Source organism: Arthrobacter sp. NPDC093139, assembly GCF_044754165.1.
Classification (GTDB): Bacteria; Actinomycetota; Actinomycetes; order Actinomycetales; family Micrococcaceae; genus Arthrobacter.
The window spans coordinates 293,150-315,810 of the sequence record NZ_JBIVOO010000005.1; the positions used below are offsets into that span (position 1 = coordinate 293,150).

A 22,661-nucleotide genomic window follows, 5' to 3' on the forward strand; every position below is an offset into this window, starting at 1 on the left:
GACTGCGGATGTGGCCGCAGCCACCCGGCCCGGGTGCCGCCGCTTCCTCCTCGCGGCGGCGGCATCCGGACCACGCCGGCTCCACCTCTCCAACACCGTTCCAGCGCCACCTTGCGCACACCTTGATTACCGAAAGAGACTTACCTATGGATCCCCTGCACCTCCGTTCCGCCGGCACCAGCCTGGTGATCAGCTTCAGCAGCGGGGAGGCCGAGGTCATCCACTGGGGCGCCGACCTTGGCAGCGAACTCCCGGACCTGGCGATCCTCACCGGGGCCATCCCCCACTCCGCCATCGACGCCACCGTCCCCGCGGGGTTGCTCCCCCAGGCATCCTCCGGCTGGCGCGGCCGGCCGGCACTGCGCGGCCACCGCATCGCCGACGGCGTCTCCGGCCTCGATTTCTCTGTTCGCCTGCGCGCCGTGCGCGCCGCAGCCAACGGCAACTCTGCCGCCGTCGTTCAGCAGGATGCCGACGCCGGCATCACCGTCGAATCCACGCTCGCCCTGCACGGCGGCGGCCTGCTGGAACTGCGCCACACCGTCACGAACACCGGAACCTCACCGTTCCAGCTGGACGAACTGGCCACCGTCCTCCCGGTGGCGCCGGACGCCGTCGAACTTCTCGACCTGACCGGACGCTGGTGCCGGGAACGGCATCCGCAGCGCCGTCCCATCCAGCAGGGCACGTGGGTGCGCACCGGCCGCCACGGCCGCACCGGCCACGACTCCTCACTGCTGTTCGCGGCCGGCTCCGCCGGCTTCGGTAACCGCCACGGCCGGGTCTGGGCCACGCACCTGGCCTGGAGCGGCAACCACGAACAGTTCGCTGACACGCTCGCGGACGGGCGCACCATGATCGGCGGCTCCGAACTGCTGGGCCCGGCCGAAGTGGTCCTCGAGCCCGGCGCCGGCTACACCACGCCCACGCTCTTCGCCGCCTACTCCGACCGCGGCCTCGACGGCATCAGCGAGGCGTTCTACAGCTGGTTCCGTTCGCGCCCGCACCATGTGCTGCCGGCTGCGGGCGGCGGAAAGCCGCGCCCCGTGGTGCTGAACACGTGGGAAGCAGTCTACTTCGACCACAACCTGGCCACCCTGATCGAACTTGCGGACTCGGCCGCCGATCTCGGCGTGGAGCGGTTCGTCCTGGACGACGGCTGGTTCCGCGGCCGCCGCGACGACACAGCCGGCCTGGGCGACTGGTTCGTGGACGAGACGCTCTGGCCGGACGGGCTGACGCCGCTCATCGACGCCGTCACGTCCCGCGGGATGGAGTTCGGCCTGTGGGTGGAACCCGAGATGATTAACCTCAACTCCGACGTCGCACGCGCGCACCCGGACTGGGTCGTGGGGCCGGCCGCCGTCTCCCATAAGGACGGCGGGCGCCTGCCGCTGGCCTGGCGGAACCAGCACATCATCGACCTTGTGAACCCGGAGGCGTGGCAGTACGTCTTTGAACGGATTGACGCCCTCCTCCGCGAGAACAACATCAGCTACCTCAAGTGGGACCAGAACCGGGACCTCACGGAGCACGGGCACGCCGGACGCTCTTCAGTCCACGAGCAGACCCTCGCTGCCTACCGCCTGTTCGACGAACTGCGCAAGGCCCACCCCGGCGTCGAGATTGAAAGCTGCTCATCCGGCGGGGCACGCGTGGACCTGGGCATCCTCGAGCGCACGGACCGCATCTGGGGTTCGGACTGCAACGATGCGCTGGAGCGGCAGACCATCCAGCGCTGGACCGGCATCGTGGTTCCGCCCGAGCTGGTGGGCGGACACATCGGCCCCACCACATCGCACACCACCGCACGCACGCACCACCTCTCCTTCCGCGCCATCACGGCTCTTTTCGGCCACTTCGGCATGGAATGGGACGTCCGGGAGGTCCAGGGCGAGCAGCGCGAGGAACTCAGGCGCTTCATCGCGCTGTACAAGGAACACCGCGGGCTGATCCACAGCGGCCGGATGGTCCGGGCGGACGTCCCTGACGATTCGCTCTTGCTGCACGGCGTGCTGGCAGCAGCCGGTTCCCTCGCAACCGGCACGACGGCGGCCCTGTTCGCCCTGGTGAGCACGCGCACGTCGTTCGCGGAACAGCTGGGACGCGTCGCCCTTCCCGGACTCGAGGCGGCACGCCGCTACCGCGTGGAGGCCATCTTCCCGACGCCGGGGGACGCCGATTACGTTCATACCTTCACGCAGATCCAGTCGCCGGCCTGGCTCGCTACCGGGGCAGAAGCAAACGGCCGTTTCCTGGCCGAGGTGGGACTCGCCATGCCCAACCTCAACCCGGAGCACGCGCTGCTGCTGAAGGTCACGGCCCTCTAGGCTTCGAAAGTCCACATCGCGGATTGCCCCGCCGTTCCCGCTCTCCGGAGTAAGCGGGACGGCGGGGCGGCCCGCGCTTATCCAGAGGAACGCACATGAGAATTCTGGTTACAGGGGGCACCGGGTACATCGGTTCCCACACCGTCCTTTCCCTGCAGGAAGCCGGCCACGACGTGGTGGTGATCGACAATCTGGTGAACTCCAGTGAGGAATCGATGCGCCGCGTAGCCCGGCTCAGCGGGAAGACCCCCGAGTTCCACGCCGTGGACCTGGTGGACGAAGCCGCAGTGGAAAGAGTGTTTGTCGCCCGCGGCATCGACGCCGTCATCCACTTCGCCGGCCTGAAGGCGGTCGGTGAATCTGTCCGCGAACCCCTCAGGTACTACTACAACAACCTCGTCGGCACGCTCAACCTCGTTCGGGTCATGGAGCGGCACGACGTCCGCTCCCTCGTGTTCAGTTCATCGGCCACCGTATATGGGGAACACAATCCGGTCCCCTATGTCGAAAAAATGGAGATCGGCGCCAACAACCCCTATGGCAGGACCAAGGAGCAGATCGAGGACATCCTCTCGGACCTCGGCGACTCGGACCCCCGTTGGCACATTGCGTTGCTGCGCTACTTCAATCCGGTAGGCGCACACCCCTCGGGCCACATCGGCGAGGACCCGCAGGGCATACCCAATAACCTGGTGCCCTTTATTGCCCAGGTTGCCGTCGGGCGCCGCGAGAAGCTGATGGTCTTCGGCGGCGACTACGACACGCCGGACGGTACCTGCCTGCGCGACTACATCCACGTGGTGGACCTTGCCGAAGGCCATGTCGCCGCCCTCGACCACGTGGCCGACCGCGCCGGTGTGTTCCGCTGGAACCTCGGCTCCGGCAGAGGCTCCTCGGTGCTGGAAGTCCTGCGGTCCTTCGAAAAGGCAGTGGGCCGGCCCATCCCCTACGAGATCACGGCACGGCGCGCCGGTGACCTTCCCGCGTTCTGGGCTGATGCCACGTCCGCCCTTGCCGACCTCAGCTGGTCCACCACCAAGACCGTAGACCAGATGTGCGAGGACCACTGGCGCTGGCAGAAAAACAACCCCAACGGGTACACCGGCTAGGACCGCAGCGACGGAGAATCCCATGATCACCCCGCGCAGTCACACTGCCAAAGCCCTGACCGCCGCGCTTGCCGCGGCGTTGCTTGCCAGCTGTGCCGCGCCGCCGGCAGAGAACGAAGTCACGCTCCGCTTCTTCCAGTTCAAGCCCGAAGCGGTACAGGAATTCGCCGCTCTCATCGAGGAGTTCGAAGCCGCGAACCCCGGCATCCGGGTGCTCCAGGACAACGTCCCGGATCCGGACACCGCCATCCGGACACTCCTGGTGAAAAACAAGACACCGGATGTGCTGACCCTCAACGGAAACGCCAGCTTCGGCCTCCTCGCCGAGGCCTGCGTGTTCGCCGACCTCAGCCAGGAACCCTCGGCGCCGGAGGTGCTTCCAGCGGTGCAGGACATTCTCAACGCCAACGGGCGCTGCAACGGCTCGGAGATCAACGGGCTTCCCATGGCGAACAATGCCAGCGGCATCCTGTACAACCCCGAACTCTTCGCACAATACGGTGTTTCCGTTCCCCGGACCTGGGATGGGCTCATAGCGGCGGCCGAAACGTTCAAGGCCAATGGGATCGCACCTTTTTACATGACACTCAAAGACGCCTGGACCACCTCCCCGGCGCTGGTGAACCTTGCTGCCCAGCTGCAGCCGGAGGGATTCTTTGACCGGCTGAACGCGGCCGGTGCCGACAGGGACAACAGCCCGGTGTCCTTCACCAAGGATTACCAGGAGATCGCCGACAAGTTGCTCCAGCTCTTCAGGTACGCCCAGCCGGGCGCGATCGGGGCAGATTACGCGACAGGCAACAAGGCCTTCGCCGACGGCAAGGCCGCGATGTACCTCAACGGCAGCTTCGCAGTGCCGGCCATCCGAGCGGCGAACCCGGACGCCAAAATCGCTTCGTTCCCCTATCCCGCCACGAATGATCCCGCCAGGACCACGGTGGTGTCCGGTGTCGACGTCGCGCTGGCGATGGGCAGGGACACTCCCCACCGGGCTGAAGCGCAGAAATTCATCGCCTTCCTGATGAATAAGGTAGTGATTGACAGGTACGCCAAAATCCAAAGCGCCTTCGCCCCCATCAGGTCAGCTGCGCCGCAACAGGACCCGGCCCTCAAGGGTATGGCCCCCTACTTCACCGCCGGCAAGGTTGATGGCTACATGGACCACCGGCTGCCACCCAGCATTCCACTGGTCAACATCACGCAGCAGTTCGTCCTTGACGGAGACAAAGCGCGGTTCCTGAACAGCCTGGACAACGAATGGTTCAAAATTGCCGCCCGCACGCCGAAGCGAGGTGACCAGGAGTGACGCACTCCACCAAGGCCTTCTACTGGATGGCTGTTCCCGCGCTGCTGCTCTTCGTCACCCTGCACACCGTTCCCGTGATCACAGGCATGTTCTTCAGCCTCACGGACTACGCCGGCTACGGAAAATGGGACTTCGTTGGCCTTCAGAACTACGTCAGCCTGTTCAGGGACGACCGCGTCCTGGCCTCCTACGGGTTCACCTTCCTGTTCGCGATCACGACGACGGTGGTCGTCAATGTGCTGGCCCTCGGAATCGCCATGCTGCTCAACGCCAGGATCAAATTCCGCACCGCGTTCCGCGGCATCTTCTTCATCCCGAATGTTCTGGCGATCCTCATCATTGGCTACGTCTTCAATTTCATCTTCTCCAACTCCCTCCCCCTGCTGGGCCAGTCGCTGGGAATCGACTGGCTCTCCACCTCGATCCTGGCCAACAAGGATCTCGCCTGGCTGGGCGTCGTGACGGTCTCGGCCTGGCAATCCATCGCGTTCAGCACCATCCTGTACCTGGCCGGACTGCAGACCATCCCCGCGGAGCTGTACGAGGCGGCGGGCTTGGACGGTGCCGGCTACTGGCGGCAGTTCAGCTCCATCACCTTTCCGATGATCGGGGCGTTCTTCACCATCAACATGGTGCTGGCCCTTAAGGGCTTCCTGCAGGCCTTCGACCAGATTGTCGCCCTGACCGGCGGCGGTCCCGGCACCGCGACCGAATCCGTCGCCATGGTGATTTTCCGCGGCGGCTTCCAGGGCGGCGAGTACGGCTACCAGATGGCCAACTCCGTTGTTTACCTGCTGGTGATCGTGGCCGTGTCCGTGATCCAGCTCCGGACGCTCCAGCGCAAAGAGGCGGACTTCTAATGACCACCACAACCGAGACGGCAGCATCAGCCCGAACCGTCAGAAGGTCCCGCGGCCCGCGGCGGCGCGGCCGGCGGCTCGACGGCGTGAACTGGCCGCTGACGGCCCTGGCCGCGGTCCTGGCACTGACGGTGCTCATCCCGCTGTACCTGACGGTGGTCACCGCGCTCAAGACGCCGGACCAGCTGGGCGGCTCCGGCTTCGAGTGGCCCAGCCGCGTCCGGCTGCAGAACTTTGCCGACGCATGGAACCTGACCAACTTCCCGCGCGCCCTGCTGAACTCCGCAATCGTGACGGTGGGCGCGGTGGTCTTAACCATCCTGTCCAACTCCCTGGTGGCCTACGCCATCGCACGGAACCTGCATAAGCGCTTCTTCAGGTTCCTCTACTACTTCTTCGTCGCCGCGCTGTTTGTGCCGTTTCCGATCATCATGCTGCCCGCCACCAAGGAAACTGCTCTCCTGGGCCTGGACAACCCGGTGGGACTGTTCCTGCTGTACACGGTCTACGGGCTCAGCTTCAACGTGTTCGTCTACACGGCCTTCATCCGCTCCATCCCGCGCGAACTGGAGGAAGCAGCAACCATGGACGGCGCCTCCACCTGGGGCATCTTCCGCCGCATCATCTTCCCGCTGCTCACGCCGATGAACGCCACCGTAGGGATCCTGACATGTCTTTGGGCCTGGAACGACTTCCTGCTGCCCCTCGTCATCCTCTCGGATCCCGGGACGCGCACACTGCCACTTGCCCAGTATGTGTTCCAGAGCCAGTTCAACACCAACTACACCGTGGGCTTTGCGTCCTACCTGATGGCCCTGGCACCCCTGCTGCTGGTCTACCTGTTCGCACAGCGCTGGGTGATCTCAGGTGTCATGCGCGGCTCGATCAAGTGACATTATCCAGCACCAAACCCGAACGCGCGATAGATTTGCACCCATGACTGAAGACCCTCCCGCCAGCGCAGCCGGCCGCGGAACGATCCTTGTCCTCAACGGCCCCAACCTCAATCTCCTCGGCACCCGCGAGCCGGAGAAGTATGGCACGGCAACCCTTGCCGACGTCGAACAGCTCGCCAAGGATGCCGGCGCGGCGCACGGGCTGGACGTGGAGTGTTTCCAGTCCAACCATGAAGGCGCCCTCGTGGACGCGATCCATGCTGCGCGGGGCAAGGCAATCGGCATCGTGCTCAACGCCGGCGCCTACACCCACACGTCGGTGGCCATCCGGGACGCCATCTCGGCGGTGCAGGTGCCCGCTGTGGAAGTCCACATCACGAACGTGCACGCCCGGGAGGAGTTCAGGCACCATTCCTATCTCTCGGATATCAGCAAGGCCGTCATCGCTGGAGCCGGAGTCATGGGCTACCGCTTTGCCGTTGAGTACCTCGCCGACCTGAATGCCGGCAAGGCCTGACCAGCCCAGGCAAAGGCGCCGCTACTGCTGGATGCGCCGTCAGTGCTGGATGCACTGCCCCGATGACACAGCGTTGGTGAGTTCCGGCGCCTGGGCGGCCACCGGGCGCAGGTCGATCATGGGGATGGCGAACCCGAGCGCAGCGTCGGAGGTGGTCTTGGCGAAGATCACGCCGGCCACTGCACCGCCGGCGGTCAGCAGCGGCCCGCCGGAGTTGCCCGGCTGAATGTCGCCCGCAAGCTTGTACACCTCGTCCGGAACCGGATTGTCGCCGTAAATGTCGGGCACCAGCACGGTTGAAATGCCTTGGACGGTGGCCGGCTTCGACTGGAAGGGGCCGCCGTGGGGATAGCCGGCAAAGGCGGCGGCGGTGCCGGCGGGAAGATCCGGGCTCAGCGGCAGGGCGGCGCTGGGCAGGCCGTCGACGGCGAGCACCGCCAGATCCCGTTTGCCGTCGAAGTACACCACGCGGCCGGGCATCGCGCCCCCGCCCGGCACCTCAACGACCGGCTGCGACACGCCCGCAACGACATGCGCGTTTGTGACCACCCTCCCCGGCGAGACGACGAATCCGGTCCCCGTCTGGTTCTGGCCGCACTGGAACGCGGTGCCGGCGATCTTCAGCACCGACCCGGCCGCGCGATTCAGGGCAGGGGTATCGGTGCTGGCATCCGGAACTGGAACCCGCTGCGGCTGTCCGATGCCCTCAATCAGCCGGGGAATGCGGTCGCCGATCACCGCCGAGCGCAGCTGCGCCATGGTGGCTTTGACGGGGTTGGGGGTCATGCCGTCAATGAACCGGATGACCCTGGAGTCAGCCAGCTGCTGGGAAACGAACGGCACACCCAGGGCGCCGATGCTGAAGGCCAGCATCGACATGACGAGTGCCGCCACCACGACGTTCACGGCACCGCCCACCATCCGGTCCACCGCGCGCAGCGGCTTCAGACGGACGGCGCTGCGAATGCTGCGGCCGATGGTTGTGCCCAGGGCGTTGCCCAGCACCACAAGCACTATGGCGGTGGCGATGATTGCCGTGAGCCGCCAACTGCTGTCCTCGACGAGGTCGCTGACCACAGGCACGGAAAGGAAGGCAGCCACGGCGCCCGCCGCGAAGCCGGCTATCCCGCCGACTGTCACCAGGAAGCCGTTGCGCAGGCCGTAAATCAGGTAGGACAGGAGCGTTAGTATCAACGCAAGGTCCAGAACGGTCAGGCCAAACAACGGGTCTCCTTACAGCCAGCTACGCCCGATTGTACTGGCGGAATCTGACAGTTTGCCGTGGGCGGCCCGTGACCTTCATGGGCTCCGGACGCCTTATGGGCCCGGTTCTGCTGCCAAGTACGCCACAGATCCGTAAAAATTCTGAAACAATGGCACAAGCGCCCCAGCCGACACATTTTAATCAGGAGAATTCATGGACATCGAGGTATTGCGCCGCGCGCCCCTTTTCGCCACCCTGGACGACGAGGCTTTCCGCCTGCTGACGGACGAGCTCACAGAGGTTGACCTGTCGCGCGGGGCATCGGTTTTCCGTGAAGGCGACCAGGGTGACCAGCTCTACTTCATTGTCTCCGGCAAGGTAAAGCTCGGCCGCACCTCCCCCGACGGCCGCGAATCCCTGCTCGCGATCCTCGGCCCGGGCGAGCTCTTCGGCGAGATGGCACTCTTCGATCCCAGCCCCCGCACGGCCACTGCCACGGCTGTCTCCGAGACCCGCCTGGCCGGGCTCCGGAACGAGAGCCTGAACTCACTGCTGCGCACCCGCCCCGAAGTTTCGGCGCAGCTGCTGCAGGCCCTGGCCCGCCGCCTGCGCCGCACCAACGACTCCCTGTCCGACCTTGTCTTCTCGGACGTTCCCGGCCGCGTGGCCAAGGCGCTCCTGGACCTGGCCGACCGCTTCGGCCGCCCCGCCACGGACGGCGTCCTGGTAGCGCACGAGCTCACGCAGGAAGAATTGGCCCAGCTGGTCGGCGCCTCCCGTGAAACGGTGAACAAGGCCCTGGCCGAGTTCGTCCAGCGCGGCTGGCTCCGCCTCGAGGCCCGCGCCGTCGTCATCCTGGACATGCAGCGCCTCCGCCAGCGCTCCCGCTAAGAGATGCTGAGGACGCGCAAAGGCTCCTAGGACACCGAAAAGGCCCGGGACATCCAAATATGGGTGTCGTGGGGCCTTTTGCGTGTCCTCAGGCTGCAGGGAAGTTTTACCGCTCACGCTGGGGCTCGTGGGCCACCGTCTTCGCGGCTTCGACTTCCAGCATGAGCCTTCCGTCTTCCTCAACGAGCCTCGGCTGGTAGACGTGCGGCGTGCGCTTGTAGCTGAGATAGGCGATGCAGCCGGTTGCGGCCGCCATTTTCTCGAGCATGATTTCAGAGCCCGGCACCATGAGCTGCCCGAGGGTCAGCCCCACGGTGTTTTCCTGGCCGACTTCATCACCGAGTGCGCTGGTCTCGCGTTCGGCGATGATGTTTGCGGCACACACCCACCTGCCCCACACACCCTTGCTCTCCAGAAGCGTGGGCTGCTGGTTCATCGGGACTGTCGCGGCGAAGTAGCGGGTGTTGAAGCGGTGGTGTGCGAAGTCCGGGCTGAGCCAGTTCACCAGCGGCTTGAGCAGGTCCGTGCGCAGGGACAGCCCGCGCTGGGCCAGCACCTCCGTGAAGGACTTTTCCTGCGAGGCAACCGCTTCGCGCACTTTCATCCACTCGGGCGTGGCTGTGCCTTCAACGGTGGAGGACACGTCCTGCCCGGCCAGGAGCACGCCGGTTTCTTCAAACAGCTCACGGATGGCGCCCACAACGTGGCGGCGCGCCAGCCCGACGTCGTCCGTTCCCATCTGCTCGGCCCAATGCTGGGGCGAGGGGCCCAGCCAGCCGAGCGCGTCGTCGTCGGACGCATCCAGGGACCCGCCGGGAAAGGCGAGGACGCCCAGCGGCGAAGACCCGGGCCGGTAGCCCAGCCAGGTCTCCAGGCCGTTGGGCGAATCGCGCAGCAGGACCACTGAGGAGGCGAAGCGCGCCGCGCGGGGCGTCCGCTCTCCCTGTTCAAGCCAGCTTCGCGCCGCCCCTTCGAGTTCGGGCGGAAGGGCAAAGAGGCGGCGTGCTAGCTGCGGCAAGGAAACTACCGTGCCTTAGCTGAATTCCGCGATCAGTTCGACCTCAACGGGTGAGTCGAGCGGCAGGACTGAAACGCCGACGGCGGAACGGGCGTGCTGCCCCGCGTCACCGAGGACACGGCCGAGGAGTTCTGAGGCGCCGTTGATCACGCCCGGCTGGCCGGTGAAGGAGGGGTCCGAGGAGACGAAGCCCACAACTTTGACGATCCGGGTGATGCGGTCGAGGTCGCCGATGACGCTCTTGACGGCGGCCAGGGCGTTGACGGCACAGACGGCGGCGTACTCCTTGGCGTCCTCCGGGGACACCGTGGGCTCGTCCGAGGTGCCTTCGTTGCCCGCCGCAACCTTGCCCGCAGCTGGGAGTTTGCCGTCAATAAACGGCAACTGCCCGGACGTGTAAACGTGGCTGCCGGAAATGACGGCAGGAACGTAGGCGGCCACCGGAGCGGCCACCTGCGGGAGCGTAATGCCAAGCTCGGCGAGCCGCTGCTCGACGGCGGAAGTCGGCGCCGCTGCGGCGCCGGAAGCGGTTTCCTGAGGAGTTGTCATGCTACTGCTTCTCCCTCTTCAAGTAGGCCACCAGGCCGTTGCCTTCGGGGCCGGGGACAACCTGGACAAGCTCCCAGCCGTCCTCTCCCCACTGGTCCAGAATCTGCTTCGTGGCATGGATGATGAGCGGAATCGTTGCGTACTCCCATTTGGTCATGAACTCCAGCCTAGTCCTTGCCGGTAAACTGGAGAACATGGTGACTCGTAGGAACCCCATATTCGACACGGCCACTACCCTCGGAAAGATCTTTGCTTTCCTTGGCGTGAGCGCTATTTGCGGCGTCCTGGTGGCCGGCCTGCTGGTTCCGGCGGCCGCCGTTTCAGGCAGCTCGGCGAGCAGTTCGATCGACTTTTTCGACACTCTCCCGGCGGAGCTGCAGGTGGACCCGCCCAGCCAGTCGACCAAGGTCCTCGCCGCTGACGGGAGCGTGATCGCCAACCTGTACGCGGAAAACCGCACCCGTGTTCCGCTGGAGCAGATCTCCCCGTATATGAAGGACGCGGTGATCGCCATTGAGGACAGCCGGTTCTACGAGCACGGCGGCGTGGACACGACAGGCATCCTCCGTGCCCTCGTCAGCACGGCCCGCGGCAACAAACAGGGTGCTTCCACCATCACGCAGCAGTATGTCAACAACGTCCTCAACGCCAATCTTGAAGCGGAAGGCAACTCCGACGCGATCAAGCTCAACGGCGTTAACAAGGGCGTGGGCGACAAGCTTCGAGAGATGAAGCTCGCCATCGCCCTGGAAAAGAAGTTCACCAAGGACCAGATCCTTGAGGGCTACCTCAACATCGTGTTCTTCAACCGTGACGCCTACGGCATCGAAGCCGCGTCGAAATTTTTCTTCAGCACCACCGCGAAGGACCTGACGCTCCCCCAGGCAGCGCTGCTCGCGGGCCTCGTCAACAGCCCCTCCGCGTTCGACCCCATCTCCAACCCGGAGAACGCCAAGGCCCGCCGCGACCTCGTGCTGAACGTCATGCTCGGCCAGGGCAAGATCACCAAGGCGCAGCACTCCGCCGCCGTAGCCACCCCGGTCAAGCCCAAGATCACTCCGGCCCGCCAAGGCTGCGCCTATTCGACGATCGCTCCGTACTTCTGTGACTACGTCCTGCACCTGCTCCTCAACAACCCGGCCTACGGTGCGGACCCCGAGGAACGTGAAAAGAAGATCTTCCGCGGCGGCCTGACCATCAAGACCACCCTGGACCCGAAGGCGCAGAAGGCCGCGCAGGACCAGGTCAACGCTGCCGCCGGCTCCAACCCGGACAAGTGGGGCGCCGCCCTCGTCTCCGTGGAGCCGAAGACCGGCAAGATCACCAACATGGCCCAGAACACCTCGTGGTTTCCCGGCAAGGGGAAGTTCGACAGCCAGATCAACTTCAGCGTTGACCAGTATGACGACAAGGGCAATGACCTGAACGGCCTCGGTGGCGCCCAGCCCGGCTCGACGATGAAACCGTTCACGTTTGCCCAGTGGCTGGAGGAGGGCAAGTCGATGAACACCATCGTCAATGCCTCCCAGCGCCGCTACAGCCAGGACTTCCCGTGGCGGAACACCTGCCCCACGCCTACCGTCGGATGGTATGACAGCACCAACGGCACCGATGACCTCCAGAACGCCGAAGAGGGCTATTACCGCCCGATGACGGTGCTGGACGGCCTGAAGAACTCGATCAACACGGCCACCTTCGCCTCGGCTGCGCAGGTTGACCTGTGCGGCATCCAGAAGATCGTGGACGCCGTCGGGCTCCATGGCGGCCTTCCGCTGCGCGACAAGGATACGAACGCCGTCGTTGACGCGAATCCCAAGGTCACCATGACCACGCTTGGCAACCTGCTGGGTTCCACGCAGACGGCCCCGCTGACCATGGCCAGCGCCTTTGCCACGTTCGCCAATGACGGCAAGTACTGCGCCCCGATCGCCGTCACCTCGGTGACCGACCAGACGGGTGCACAGCTCCCGGCACAGTCGACACAGTGCCGGGACGCCCTTAAGCCGGAGGTTGCCCGCGGTGTGAACTACGCGCTCCAGAAGGTCCTGAACGAGGGATCCGGTTCACTCATCCAGCCCAGGATCTCCACTGACACCAACTTCCCGATTGCGGCGAAGACCGGTACGTCCAACAACAACGGTTCCACCTGGGTTGTCGGCCACACCACGGGCCTTGCCACCGCCTCCTGGTTCGGTGATGCGCTGGGAGCGCAGGACAGGGCAGGTCAGAATGTCACAGTGAACGGCAAGTTCTACACCGGTATTGACGGTTATATGATCGCCGGCCCGATGTTCTCGCAGTTCATGGCCCAGATTGCACCGGCTTATGGCACCGAGCCCTTCCCGGAACCACCGTCCAACCTGCTCTACGGGGCCCCCCAGTACCAGCCGCCGGTCCAGAACATTCCGCAGCCGCCGATCAATCCACAGCCGATCAATCCACAGCCGCCGAGCATTCAGGAACCGCCCAGCAAACCGGAACCCTCCAGCGGTACCGGCGGCTCCGGCGGTAATGACTCCGGTAAAAAGGGGAATGACTGACGTTGATTGATACAACACAGCTGGCAAGCCGCGCGCGAGGCATCGCGCGCGGCTTTGCCGTCACTGCCGCAGCCGGAACCGCCGTGGGCCTTGCCGCCACAGGCTACGGCCTCTGGGAGAAGAACCAGTTTGTGTTGCGGAACGAAACGCTTCCCATCCTGCCTGAGGGCCAGGACCCGTTCCGGATCCTTCATCTGAGCGACATCCACTTTGTTCCGGGGCAGAGGGCAAAGTGGGAATGGCTCCGGTCGCTTGCCGAGCTGAAGCCGGACCTCGTCGTTAACACGGGCGACAACCTGAGCCACCCCAAGGCCGTGGATCCGCTGCTCACTGCCTTGGAGCCGCTCATGGAGTTTCCGGGCGTCTTCGTCCCGGGCTCGAACGATTACTATGCTCCCAAGCTAAGGAACCCGGCGTCGTACCTGCGGGGGCCGTCCACGCTCAAGCGGGATGCGGAGGAGCTGGACTGGCCGCGGCTCCGCTCCGGCTTTGGCATGGGCGGCTGGGTGGACCTGACCAACCGCCACCAGTCTGTTGTGCTCAGGGGCATGCGGTTCGATTTCTCGGGCGTGGACGACCCCCACCTGAAGCGTGAACGGTATGCGGGCTGGCCCAGGGGCACCAGGGGCCAGGACTCCAACGCCCACCTGCGCGTGGCTGTGATCCATGCCCCGTACCAGCGCGTGCTGGATCACTTCACGGAGGACGGCGCCGATCTCCTCCTCGCCGGCCACACCCATGGCGGTCAGCTCTGCATACCCGGCTACGGTGCGGTCATTGCCAACTGCGACATTCCGACGTGGCGGGCCAAGGGGCTGCACGACTGGCACAGCAACGGACATACGACGCCGGTCAACGTCTCGGGCGGCATCGGCACCTCACGCTTCGCTCCCGTCAGGATCGCCTGCAAACCCGAGGCTGTCCTGCTGACGCTGACGGCCCGCGCCTGAGCAGGCTCACGTGAATGGGCGCCTGCGGCGCCACCTGATTTTGACTCCGTCTGACGTTCGGCGTGCCGTGTGAACCGCGCGACCCGTAGCATAGGGTAGTTGCTACGGGACACTACATACGCACCTGAGTTCGAGAAGCGGGCATGGCTAAGCAGACTTCGTTTTTCAGATCCGTCAGCCGGCTCTATCCCCATGTGAAGCCGATTCTCCCCCGGCTGTTCATGGGGCTGCTGTGCGCTCTCCTGGCCAGCGTGGTGGCCCTCACCATCCCGCAAGTGCTGCGGGTGCTGATCAATGAATCGCTCCGGCCCGGCGCCACTGCGGAGGCGGTGTGGTCCTCCGCCGGCGTCATCCTCGTCCTGGGGATCGCCGAGGCCGGGCTCGTCGCGCTCCGCCGGACGTTCGTCATCAACCCGGCCACGACAGTCGAAACGCGGATGCGGGTTTCGTTGTACAGCCATCTGCAGGACCTCACCGTCTCCTTCCACGACCGGTGGGGCTCAGGGCAACTGCTCTCCCGCGCCATGACGGACCTGAACCTCCTGCGGCGCTGGATGGCCTTTGGGGCGATCATGCTGGTTGTCACTACATTGACTGTGGTCATCGGCGTCGCCGTCATGTTCGCCATGAGCTGGCAGCTGGCGCTGATCTTCCTGGCTGCGGCGGTGCCCATCATGATTTACGGCTTCCGTTTCCGGACCCGCTTCAGCAAGGTTGCCCGGCGCAGCCAGGACCAGGCCGGCGACCTCGCCACCACAGTGGAGGAATCAGTCCACGGCATCCGGGTACTGAAGGCATTCGGCAGGAGCCGCGAGGCGCTGGAAACGTTCAACGGCCAGGCCGAAGAACTCCGCCAGACCGAGATCGCCAAGGCCAGGCATCAGGCCACGTTCAGCATGGTGGTCACCCTCCTGCCCGAGCTGGCCCTCGGCACCGGGCTGGTGGTGGGTATCCTCCTGGCGGCCGACGGCCAGCTCAGCATCGGCGCGCTCGTTGCCTTCTTCGCCACGGCGGCCGTCATCGCAGCACCCGTGGAGTTCTCCGGAATGCTGCTGGCCATGGCGCTGACGGCGAAAAGCGCACTGGACCGCCACTTTGAGGTCATGGACGCCGAGAACACCATCACCAGCCCGGCCAATCCCGCGCGGCCTGCAGAGCTGAACGGCGCCCTGGCCTTCCACAACGTCACCTTCGCCTTCGAGGACGCCCCGGACAAACCCATCCTCAAAGACGTCAGCCTGGACATCCGCCCCGGCGAAACCATGGCGCTGGTGGGCGTCACCGGGAGCGGCAAGAGTGCCCTGCTGCAGCTTGTTCCGCGCCTCTATGACGTCACCCAGGGGTCCATCACGATCGACGGCGTGGACCTGCGCGACTTCAGCGTCGAGGAGCTGCGCGGCGTGGTGGGCGTTGCTTTCGAGGACACCACCCTCTTCTCCAATTCCATCCGGGACAACGTGTTGCTCGGCGTCCGATCAAGAAGCGCCGGCGACGACGGCCCGGAAGCCGTCCTGGACGAAGCCCTGGACACCGCCCAGGCGCACTTCGCCTATTCCCTGCCGGACGGCGTGGATACCCTGATCGGCGACGAGGGACTGAGCCTGTCGGGCGGACAGCGGCAGCGCATCGCCCTGGCACGGGCCATCGCGGCCAAGCCCAAAGTCCTCGTGCTGGACGATCCGCTGTCCGCCCTGGACGTCAACACCGAGGAACTGGTGGAGAACCGCCTGCGGGAGGTCTTGGCCGGCACAACGACACTGATTGTCGCGCACCGTCCCTCCACCGTCATGCTGGCCGACCGGGTGGCGCTGCTCGAGGACGGACGCATCACCGCCGTCGGAACACATGCCGGACTGCTGGCGGCCAACCATCATTACCGGTACGTCATTGCCAGCCTGGAGACTGAGCCCCGGGACCTCGACACCGAACTGTCCGCCCTGGACGACGCCGAGGAGGCCATCCCGTGAGCACCACAGCGTTCGGCACAGCCAACGAGGACAACGCCCACCTGAGCAGGAGCGACAGCAAAGCCGTACGACGGCGGTCGCTCGCCTTACTGGCGTCGCTGATCCGGCCGGTCCGGTTACGTTTCTGGCTCACCATCGCCACGGTGGTCCTCTCCCAGGCGGCGCGCGTCGCCGGACCTGCGCTGATCGCCTTCGGCATCGACCACGCACTTCCGGCGCTGCGCGCCGGCGACAACGTCCCGCTCGTAATGACCGGCGTCGCCTACCTCGCGGCGGCACTGGCGACCGCAGGCCTCACCGCCCTCTACGTGACATCTACGGCGAAACTCAGCCAGGCCATGCTGCTGGACCTGCGTCTCCGGGTGTTCCGGCACACCCAGCGGCTCAGCCTCGAGTTCCACGAAAAGTACACCTCTGGCCGGATCATCGCGCGGCAGACGTCAGATCTGGAGGCCCTCCGCGAACTCCTCGATTCCGGAGTCAGCTCCCTGGCATCCGGCCTGATCTTCATGCTCCTCACTGCCGTCACGGTCTTTGCCCTCGACTGGAGGAGCGGGCTGATGGTGCTCGCTGCCGGCGTCCCGATGTTCTTCCTGGCCCGCTGGTACCAGAAGCACTCGCAGATCGCATTCCGGGAATCCCGCGTGGTGTCTGCCCGGCTGATCGTGCACTTCGTGGAAACCATGACCGGAATCCGCGCGGTCAAGGCATTCCGGAAGGAACGCGACAACGCCGCCCAGTACGGGGAACTTGCCGAGGAGTACCGTAAGGCGACCGTCCGGTCCATCAACCTGAACGGCGTCTTCCAGCCGGGGCTGGTGCTGATCGGCAATGTTTGCGTGGCCGCGGTACTGCTCTTCGGCGGCTTCCGCGTACTCAGCGGTGACCTCGCCGTGGGCGTGCTGCTGGCGCTGATGCTGTCCGCCAAGCGCTTCTTCCAGCCCGTGGACCAGATGGCCATGTTCTACAACTCCTTCCAAAGCGCGCAGGCGGCGCTTGAGAAGGTGTCCGGCCTGCTCGAGGAGGTGCCCACGGTCCGCCCGCCCCGGAACGCGGTGGACCTGCCTGAGGCGCGCGGCACCCTTGAGTTCAAGGATGTGGAGTTCCGGTACGGCAGCGGCCCGCTCGTCATCCCCAGACTCAACCTCAGCATCCCGGCGGGCCAAACGGTGGCACTCGTGGGGCAAACCGGCGCGGGCAAATCCACCCTGGCCAAGCTCATCGCCCGCTTCTACGATGTCTCCTCCGGCTCAGTCTCGCTCGACGGCGTGGACCTGCGGCAACTCAGCACCGCGGATCTGCGGCGGAACATTGTGATGGTCACGCAGGAGGCGTTCCTTTTCAGCGGCTCCGTGGCGGACAACATCGCACTCGGCCGGCCGGACGCGTCAAGGGAAGAAATCGAGGCAGCCGCCAAGGCCGTGGGCGCCCACAAGTTCATCCTGGAACTTCCGGAAGGCTACGACACCGACGTCAACAAACGCGGCGGCCGCGTGTCGTCGGGGCAACGGCAGCTGATCAGCTTCGCCCGCGCCTTCCTGGCCCGGCCCGCCGTGCTGATCCTCGATGAGGCCACGTCCGCGCTGGACATCCCTTCGGAGCGCCTGGTGCAGAGCGGCCTGGCCAGGCTGCTGCGGGGTGGACACTACGGCGCCACGGAACATGACGGCGGTACAGAACACGACGGCGGGATGGCACACAACGGTGGGCGGCGGACCGCGCTCATCATCGCGCACCGGCTGTCCACCGTGGAGACCGCGGACAGGGTGCTCGTGGTCCACGACGGCCGTGTGGTGGAGGACGGCACGCCGGAGGAATTGATCGGCGGCGGAGGCCGCTTTGCCCGGCTTCACGGTGCGTGGAAGGACTCGCTGGTGTGAGATCGGTGTTTCTCGTGGCGGGTACGGCCACGATTTCGCATGTGCCCCTCCCATCCGGTATTCTTGTTGAGTTGCTTTCGCAGCGGATCGGGATGTAGCGCAGCTTGGTAGCGCGCTTCGTTCGGGACGAAGAGGTCGCAGGTTCAAATCCTGTCATCCCGACCAAAAGAAAGAGGGTCTCCCACGGGAGGCCCTCTTTTCGCATCTGTGCCTTTAGGCGGCCCGCCGGTTCAGAGTTCCTGGTTGGTGATGTTGGGCCGTGCCTGTCCGTCTCCCAGCAGTGGGATCCGGGGGCGGTCTGTGCCACGGTCCTCCAGGTAGTTGCCACGGCTCTCGTAGCTCTGGACAGTGTTCACATAGCGGTGGCGCAACCGCAGGCCGATCGCGAAAAGCACCAGCGCCTCCAGCAGCGCCGCAATGCCAATGATCCCCCAAACGAATGATCCGGCGTCGGCCGTACCGCTCAGCACGCCGAGGACCGATGTCCCGGCAACCGCGGCCACGATGAGCGAGGTGCCGGCGACGGTCCAGAGGAAGTACGCCCGCTGCAGCCCGTTGGTCCTCTGTCGTTTCATGGTGCACGCCCTTCTTCGATGGAGCAGTTCGATGAGTCTGTCTGATGGAGTCCAATGGATCAGTTCGATGCTGCGTGCAGTGTAACGGCAAAAAGAAAATGGCTCCGGGACATGGTTCGCGCATGTCCCGGAGCCAGGTTTCCTGAGGAAGCCTTGTTACATCGGATCGGGCCAATTGCCGATCGTCATGTAGTTCGCGCCGTCGAAGCTCATCGGATCGGGCCAGTTCCCAATGGCAACGGCTGTGCCCGCGTTGTCAGTGGTAGAACCGGCAGACAGAACGGCCGGAGCCGTGGCGGAGAATGCGAGTGCCCCTGCCAGCGCGGCAGCGGCTGCAATCTTCTTAAACATGTGAGTTCCTCAATACGAGTCGGATTCGTTACTTAGTCAGCACAGTCCTTGTTGACATACATTGTAAAATGTTTTCCACAGGGGCTGTCAACCATGGTGTACAACGCTGTCCGGAATGAGGAGGATCCCGTGGGGAACGGTTTCGGAGAGAAGCTCCGAGCAGAGCGGCTCGAGCGTGGTCTGACCCAGGCGGAACTGGGCAAGGACCTTTACTCTCCAAGCTATATCTCGCTGCTGGAAACCGGTCGCCGGGAACCGACAGCGGACGTCATCGAGGAGCTCGCCCGCCGGCTTGAGCTGGCACCGAAAGCGCTTGAGGCCTGGAGCCAGCCTATCTCAGTCAGCGACGCCGAGTACGTTCTCGCCGGCCTCTACGCCCGGCAGGCCTGGGACCTGCGTGATTATGCCCTGGCCGCCGAACATGCCGCCGCGGCTGCCCGGATCGCACTTGAAGGCAGGAACACCAGCGCGTGGTGGAACATGACCTACATGCAGGCAGAGTGCCTCATGAAGCAGGGCCAGCTCAAGGAATGCCAGAAGATCATGGAGCATCTGCTGGAGCACCCCATGGCCACCGAGTCCGCGGGCCTGGGCGTGCGCGCCCGCCAGATGCTCGCCGCGTTGTGCCACGGACAGGGCCAGCTCACCGCCGCCGTCGAGCACGCCCAGCGGGCCGTGGAACTGTGCGCCCAGCTGCCCAAGGGTTCCACGCTGATCATCGGCGCGCTCCGCGCCCTGATTGGTGCACTCGCCGAGAGCGGGCGGCTGGATGAAGCCTGGACGTACTGCCAGGACATGAACGAGCAGATGGATGAGCAGTCCATGTCACAACTGGCCGGCGAGGTGGCCTGGGTCATCGGGAACGTCGCGTTCATGCGCCACGACTACACCGAGGGCATCAGGCACCACGAACGCGCGGCCAAGCTGCTGTCGCCCGCGAACGACATCGATCTTTGGGCCCGCTTTAACAAGGCCTCTGCCGCCGTCCGGCTCTCGTCCGGGATCGTGGAACCGGAAACGCTGTCCGCCATAGAACGCGCCGAACTTGCGCTGTCCATCGTGGGCGGCAACAAGACCGACCAGCTCGAGGTGGCCTTCATCCGTGCACGCTGGCTCTACCTCACCGGCGACATCGTGGCCGCCGTGCAGAAGCTGCGCGAGATCCACGCGGAGCGCTCCGCACTCGCCAAGCACACTGCCGGCGAGGTCTCCCTCCTGCTGGGCAAGTCGCTGAAGGCGGCCGGCGAATCAGAGGAAGCGCTGGCGCTCCTGCAGGAAGCCCAGAAGGAGTTCAGCGCCGCAGGCGCCCAGGACCGCGTGCAGCAGGCCCTGGACGCCATGCTCGAGATCAGGCTGGCGCAGCGCCGCGCCGAGGCATCCGAAGCCAGCTAGAACGTCCGGCCGGTAAGCCTTTCGTAGGCCTCAACATAGCGGTCCCGGGTGCGCTCCACGACGTCCGCGGGCAGAGCAGGCGGAGGCGTGTTGGCTGCCTTGTCCCAGCCGGACTCGGCCGAGGTCAGCCAGTCACGGACATACTGTTTGTCGTATGACGGCTGGGCCCGGCCCGGCTTGTACGTGGAGGCATCCCAGAACCGCGAGGAATCCGGAGTGAGGACCTCGTCGCCCAGCGTGATGCTGCCGTTCACCACGTCGTAGCCAAACTCCACCTTGGTGTCGGCAAGGATGATGCCGCGTTCGCGGGCAATCTCCTCGGCCCTGGTGTAGATCGCCAGGGTCAGCTCGCTGAGTCGGCCCGCAATGTCGTCGCCCACCATGGACACGACGGCGTCATAGGTGATGTTTTCATCGTGCTCCCCCACGGCTGCCTTGGCCGACGGCGTGAAGATCGCCTTTTCGAGGCGGGACCCGTCCACGAGCCCTTCGGGCAGCGGAATGCTGCACACGGTGCCGGACTCCCGATACTCCGCCAGGCCGGAGCCGGTGAGGTAGCCCCGCGCGATGCATTCCACCGGGAACATCTCCAGCTTCTTGCAGATCATGCCGCGGCCTTCCACGGCGGCGGGCACGCCGTCCGCCACGGTCGATGCCAGCACATGGTGCTCAACGTCCAGCTGGTCGAACCACCACAGGCTCAGCTGGGTCAGGATGCGGCCCTTATCCGGGATCTCGCTGCTGAGCACGTGGTCAAAGGCGCTGATGCGGTCACTGGCCACCACGAGCACGCAGTCCTGACCATACTGGTCATTGATCGACGGGTCCGCGGGTTCGTACAGGTCGCGGACCTTGCCGGAATAGACGTGCGTCCAGCCCGGAAGGTCCAGGGTTGCGGTGGCCAGTCCGCGCTTGGGACCACCGGCGTTGTTCTGGGATTCAGCCACGGTCATGCCTTTGCTTTCGGGGCGGATTCGGTCTGGGCAGCGGAGCTGCCGGCCAGCTTGATTTCACCGCGGGCTGCCTTGCCGCCGATGTCCCGGCGGAACTGGGCGCCTTCCAGCTGGACCAGTTCCACGCCGTCGTACGCCTTTTCCCGGGCTTCCACGAGATCGGAGCCGAGCGCCACCACCGCGAGGACGCGGCCACCGGCGGAGACCACCTTGCCTTCGTCGTCCAGCTTGGTTCCGGCGTGGATCACGTGGACACCGTCGAGCTCGTCGATCTTTTTGAGGCCGCGGATGCGGTCGCCCGTGCGGGGGGTGTCAGGATAGTTTTCGGAGGCCACGACGACGGCGACGGCGGTCTCCTTGGACCAGCGCAGCTCCTCTGCCTTGTCCAGTTCGCCCTTGGCGGCTGCGAGGAGGAGGGAACCGAGCGGGGTCTTGAGCCGGGCCAGCACCGCCTGGGTCTCGGGATCGCCGAAGCGGACGTTGAACTCGATGACGCGGGTGCCGCGGGAGGTCAGTGCGAGGCCGACGAACAGGACGCCGACGAACGGCGTACCGCGGCGGGCCATCTCGGTAATGGTCGGCTGGGCTACGCGGTCGATGACTTCCTGGACCAGGCCCTCGGGTGCCCATTCGAGCGGGGTGTAGGCGCCCATGCCGCCGGTGTTGGGGCCTTCGTCGTTGTCGTAGATGCGCTTGAAGTCCTGAGCCGGCGAGAGTGCAACAGTATTGCGGCCGTCGCACAGGACAAACACCGAGACCTCGGGGCCGTCCAGGAACTCCTCGATCACCACTGTTCCGCCGGCGTCGAAGCAGCTCTGGGCGTGGGCCAGGGCGTCGTCGCGGTTGTTCGTGACCACCACGCCCTTGCCGGCGGCCAGGCCGTCGTCCTTCACGACGTACGGGGCACCGAAGGTGTCAAGGGCAGCTGCGGCTTCCTCCGCATTGCCTGCCACGAGCGCCATCGCTGTAGGGACCCCGGCCTCCGCCATAATCTGTTTGGCGAAGGCTTTGGAGGCTTCCAGCTGGGCGGCCGCCTTGCTGGGCCCGAACACGGGGATGCCCGCGGCGCGGACGGCGTCGGAAACACCGGCGGCGAGCGGAGCCTCGGGTCCAACAACCACCAGGTCGACGTCGAGCCGGGTGGCCAGCGCCGCGACGGCATCCGGATCGTTCCCGTCAATGGCGTGCGTGGGGACGAGCCTGCTGATGCCGGCATTGCCCGGAGCCGCGTGGACTTCGGAGACATTGGGGTCTGCAAGCAGGGAACGGACAATGGCGTGTTCGCGGCCACCGGGGCCAATGACGAGTACCTTCACAGTCTCCAAGCGTACTTTGTGGACACCCCGGGCTCCTAAGCTATGTCGTGGAAGGCT

The 22,661-nt window shown here is 65.4% G+C and carries 20 protein-coding genes and 1 tRNA gene; 13 read left to right on the forward strand and 8 right to left on the reverse strand.

Features of this window, described 5'->3' with window-relative positions:
• The first annotated feature begins 146 nt into the window (after positions 1-146).
• The 6 genes from ACIP90_RS11030 (at position 147) to aroQ (ending at position 7,018) form a co-directional block, all read left to right on the forward strand.
• On the forward strand, positions 147-2,330 hold the full coding sequence (locus ACIP90_RS11030; protein WP_400579348.1) for an alpha-galactosidase: 2,184 nt from the start codon (positions 147-149) through the stop codon (positions 2,328-2,330).
• A 95-nt stretch (positions 2,331-2,425) separates the two neighbouring features.
• Positions 2,426-3,439: a UDP-glucose 4-epimerase GalE gene (galE, locus tag ACIP90_RS11035; RefSeq protein WP_400579349.1), complete on the forward strand. Its 1,014-nt coding sequence runs from the start codon at positions 2,426-2,428 to the stop codon at positions 3,437-3,439.
• A 22-nt stretch (positions 3,440-3,461) separates the two neighbouring features.
• Positions 3,462-4,745, forward strand: coding sequence for an ABC transporter substrate-binding protein (locus ACIP90_RS11040; protein WP_400579350.1), 1,284 nt, complete (start codon positions 3,462-3,464; stop codon positions 4,743-4,745).
• A complete protein-coding gene (locus ACIP90_RS11045; protein WP_400579351.1) occupies positions 4,742-5,605 on the forward strand; it encodes a carbohydrate ABC transporter permease in 864 nt (287 codons plus the stop codon). The genes ACIP90_RS11040 and ACIP90_RS11045 overlap by 4 nt, the downstream gene beginning before the upstream one ends.
• Complete coding sequence (locus ACIP90_RS11050; protein ID WP_400579352.1) at positions 5,605-6,498, forward strand: carbohydrate ABC transporter permease; 894 nt, start codon at positions 5,605-5,607, stop codon at positions 6,496-6,498. The genes ACIP90_RS11045 and ACIP90_RS11050 overlap by 1 nt, the downstream gene beginning before the upstream one ends.
• A gap of 43 nt (positions 6,499-6,541) precedes the next feature.
• A complete protein-coding gene (gene aroQ / locus ACIP90_RS11055) occupies positions 6,542-7,018 on the forward strand; it encodes a type II 3-dehydroquinate dehydratase (RefSeq protein WP_400579353.1) in 477 nt (158 codons plus the stop codon).
• 39 nt (positions 7,019-7,057) lie between these two features.
• Here the strand turns inward: aroQ and ACIP90_RS11060 are convergent, their stop codons facing one another.
• Positions 7,058-8,242 (reverse strand): MarP family serine protease, encoded by a 1,185-nt coding sequence (locus tag ACIP90_RS11060; protein WP_400579354.1) that lies wholly within the window; start codon positions 8,240-8,242, stop codon positions 7,058-7,060.
• 193 nt (positions 8,243-8,435) lie between these two features.
• On the opposite strand from ACIP90_RS11060, the gene ACIP90_RS11065 reads away from it, so the two are divergent.
• A complete protein-coding gene (locus ACIP90_RS11065; RefSeq protein ID WP_205652417.1) occupies positions 8,436-9,113 on the forward strand; it encodes a Crp/Fnr family transcriptional regulator in 678 nt (225 codons plus the stop codon).
• A 106-nt stretch (positions 9,114-9,219) separates the two neighbouring features.
• On the opposite strand, the gene ACIP90_RS11070 is transcribed toward ACIP90_RS11065, so the two are convergent.
• From ACIP90_RS11070 to ACIP90_RS11080, 3 genes are read right to left on the reverse strand one after another with little or no spacing between them, the layout of a single operon-like run.
• Entirely contained in the window at positions 9,220-10,131 is a 912-nt protein-coding gene (locus ACIP90_RS11070) for an NUDIX hydrolase (RefSeq protein ID WP_400579355.1), read from the reverse strand.
• A 15-nt stretch (positions 10,132-10,146) separates the two neighbouring features.
• Positions 10,147-10,680 carry a RidA family protein gene (locus ACIP90_RS11075; protein WP_400579357.1) on the reverse strand — a complete coding sequence of 178 codons (534 nt, stop codon included), beginning with the start codon at positions 10,678-10,680 and terminating at the stop codon, positions 10,147-10,149.
• Position 10,681: 1 nt separating this feature from the next.
• The gene (locus ACIP90_RS11080; RefSeq protein WP_205652420.1) at positions 10,682-10,837 is read right to left on the reverse strand and encodes a DUF4177 domain-containing protein; all 156 of its coding nucleotides are present in this window, start codon (positions 10,835-10,837) and stop codon (positions 10,682-10,684) included.
• A 37-nt stretch (positions 10,838-10,874) separates the two neighbouring features.
• Between ACIP90_RS11080 and ACIP90_RS11085 the strand changes: the two genes are divergently transcribed.
• From ACIP90_RS11085 to ACIP90_RS11105, 5 genes are all read left to right on the forward strand, one after another.
• Positions 10,875-13,220, forward strand: a complete 2,346-nt coding sequence (locus ACIP90_RS11085; protein ID WP_400579358.1) for a transglycosylase domain-containing protein — start codon at positions 10,875-10,877, stop codon at positions 13,218-13,220.
• Positions 13,221-13,222: 2 nt separating this feature from the next.
• Entirely contained in the window at positions 13,223-14,170 is a 948-nt protein-coding gene (locus ACIP90_RS11090; protein ID WP_400579359.1) for a metallophosphoesterase, read from the forward strand.
• Between the two features lie 143 nt (positions 14,171-14,313).
• Entirely contained in the window at positions 14,314-16,137 is a 1,824-nt protein-coding gene (locus ACIP90_RS11095) for an ABC transporter ATP-binding protein (protein ID WP_400579360.1), read from the forward strand.
• Entirely contained in the window at positions 16,134-18,017 is a 1,884-nt protein-coding gene (locus ACIP90_RS11100) for an ABC transporter ATP-binding protein (RefSeq protein ID WP_400579361.1), read from the forward strand. Before ACIP90_RS11095 ends, ACIP90_RS11100 begins: the two co-directional genes overlap by 4 nt.
• Before the next feature lie 88 nt (positions 18,018-18,105).
• Positions 18,106-18,182, forward strand: a tRNA-Pro gene (locus ACIP90_RS11105).
• Positions 18,183-18,247: 65 nt separating this feature from the next.
• Here the strand turns inward: ACIP90_RS11105 and ACIP90_RS11110 are convergent.
• Positions 18,248-18,592 (reverse strand): hypothetical protein, encoded by a 345-nt coding sequence (locus ACIP90_RS11110; RefSeq protein ID WP_400579362.1) that lies wholly within the window; start codon positions 18,590-18,592, stop codon positions 18,248-18,250.
• Between the two features lie 156 nt (positions 18,593-18,748).
• Positions 18,749-18,943, reverse strand: a complete 195-nt coding sequence (locus ACIP90_RS11115; protein WP_400579363.1) for a hypothetical protein — start codon at positions 18,941-18,943, stop codon at positions 18,749-18,751.
• Positions 18,944-19,072: 129 nt separating this feature from the next.
• On the opposite strand from ACIP90_RS11115, the gene ACIP90_RS11120 reads away from it, so the two are divergent.
• Positions 19,073-20,335 carry a helix-turn-helix domain-containing protein gene (locus tag ACIP90_RS11120; protein WP_400579386.1) on the forward strand — a complete coding sequence of 421 codons (1,263 nt, stop codon included), beginning with the start codon at positions 19,073-19,075 and terminating at the stop codon, positions 20,333-20,335.
• Here ACIP90_RS11120 and ACIP90_RS11125 read toward each other — a convergent pair.
• Complete coding sequence (locus ACIP90_RS11125; protein WP_400579364.1) at positions 20,332-21,288, reverse strand: phosphoribosylaminoimidazolesuccinocarboxamide synthase; 957 nt, start codon at positions 21,286-21,288, stop codon at positions 20,332-20,334. The two genes, ACIP90_RS11120 and ACIP90_RS11125, sit on opposite strands and share 4 nt — an antisense overlap.
• Positions 21,285-22,604 (reverse strand): phosphoribosylamine--glycine ligase, encoded by a 1,320-nt coding sequence (gene purD, locus ACIP90_RS11130; protein ID WP_400579387.1) that lies wholly within the window; start codon positions 22,602-22,604, stop codon positions 21,285-21,287. The genes ACIP90_RS11125 and purD overlap by 4 nt, the downstream gene beginning before the upstream one ends.
• Positions 22,605-22,661 lie beyond the last annotated feature (57 nt).

Excerpts from the sequence above, each read along its gene's own strand:
- ACIP90_RS11030 (WP_400579348.1), top strand. The coding sequence starts at position 147 with ATGGATCCCCTGCACCTCCGTTCCGCCGGCACCAGCCTGGTGATCAGC.
- galE (WP_400579349.1), top strand. The coding sequence starts at position 2,426 with ATGAGAATTCTGGTTACAGGGGGCACCGGGTACATCGGTTCCCACACC.
- ACIP90_RS11040 (WP_400579350.1), top strand. The coding sequence starts at position 3,462 with ATGATCACCCCGCGCAGTCACACTGCCAAAGCCCTGACCGCCGCGCTT.
- ACIP90_RS11050 (WP_400579352.1), top strand. The coding sequence starts at position 5,605 with ATGACCACCACAACCGAGACGGCAGCATCAGCCCGAACCGTCAGAAGG.
- aroQ (WP_400579353.1), top strand. The coding sequence starts at position 6,542 with ATGACTGAAGACCCTCCCGCCAGCGCAGCCGGCCGCGGAACGATCCTT.
- ACIP90_RS11065 (WP_205652417.1), top strand. The coding sequence starts at position 8,436 with ATGGACATCGAGGTATTGCGCCGCGCGCCCCTTTTCGCCACCCTGGAC.
- ACIP90_RS11075 (WP_400579357.1), bottom strand. The coding sequence starts at position 10,680 with ATGACAACTCCTCAGGAAACCGCTTCCGGCGCCGCAGCGGCGCCGACT.
- ACIP90_RS11080 (WP_205652420.1), bottom strand. The coding sequence starts at position 10,837 with ATGACCAAATGGGAGTACGCAACGATTCCGCTCATCATCCATGCCACG.
- ACIP90_RS11085 (WP_400579358.1), top strand. The coding sequence starts at position 10,875 with ATGGTGACTCGTAGGAACCCCATATTCGACACGGCCACTACCCTCGGA.
- ACIP90_RS11095 (WP_400579360.1), top strand. The coding sequence starts at position 14,314 with ATGGCTAAGCAGACTTCGTTTTTCAGATCCGTCAGCCGGCTCTATCCC.
- ACIP90_RS11110 (WP_400579362.1), bottom strand. The coding sequence starts at position 18,592 with ATGAAACGACAGAGGACCAACGGGCTGCAGCGGGCGTACTTCCTCTGG.
- ACIP90_RS11115 (WP_400579363.1), bottom strand. The coding sequence starts at position 18,943 with ATGTTTAAGAAGATTGCAGCCGCTGCCGCGCTGGCAGGGGCACTCGCA.
- ACIP90_RS11125 (WP_400579364.1), bottom strand. The coding sequence starts at position 21,288 with ATGACCGTGGCTGAATCCCAGAACAACGCCGGTGGTCCCAAGCGCGGA.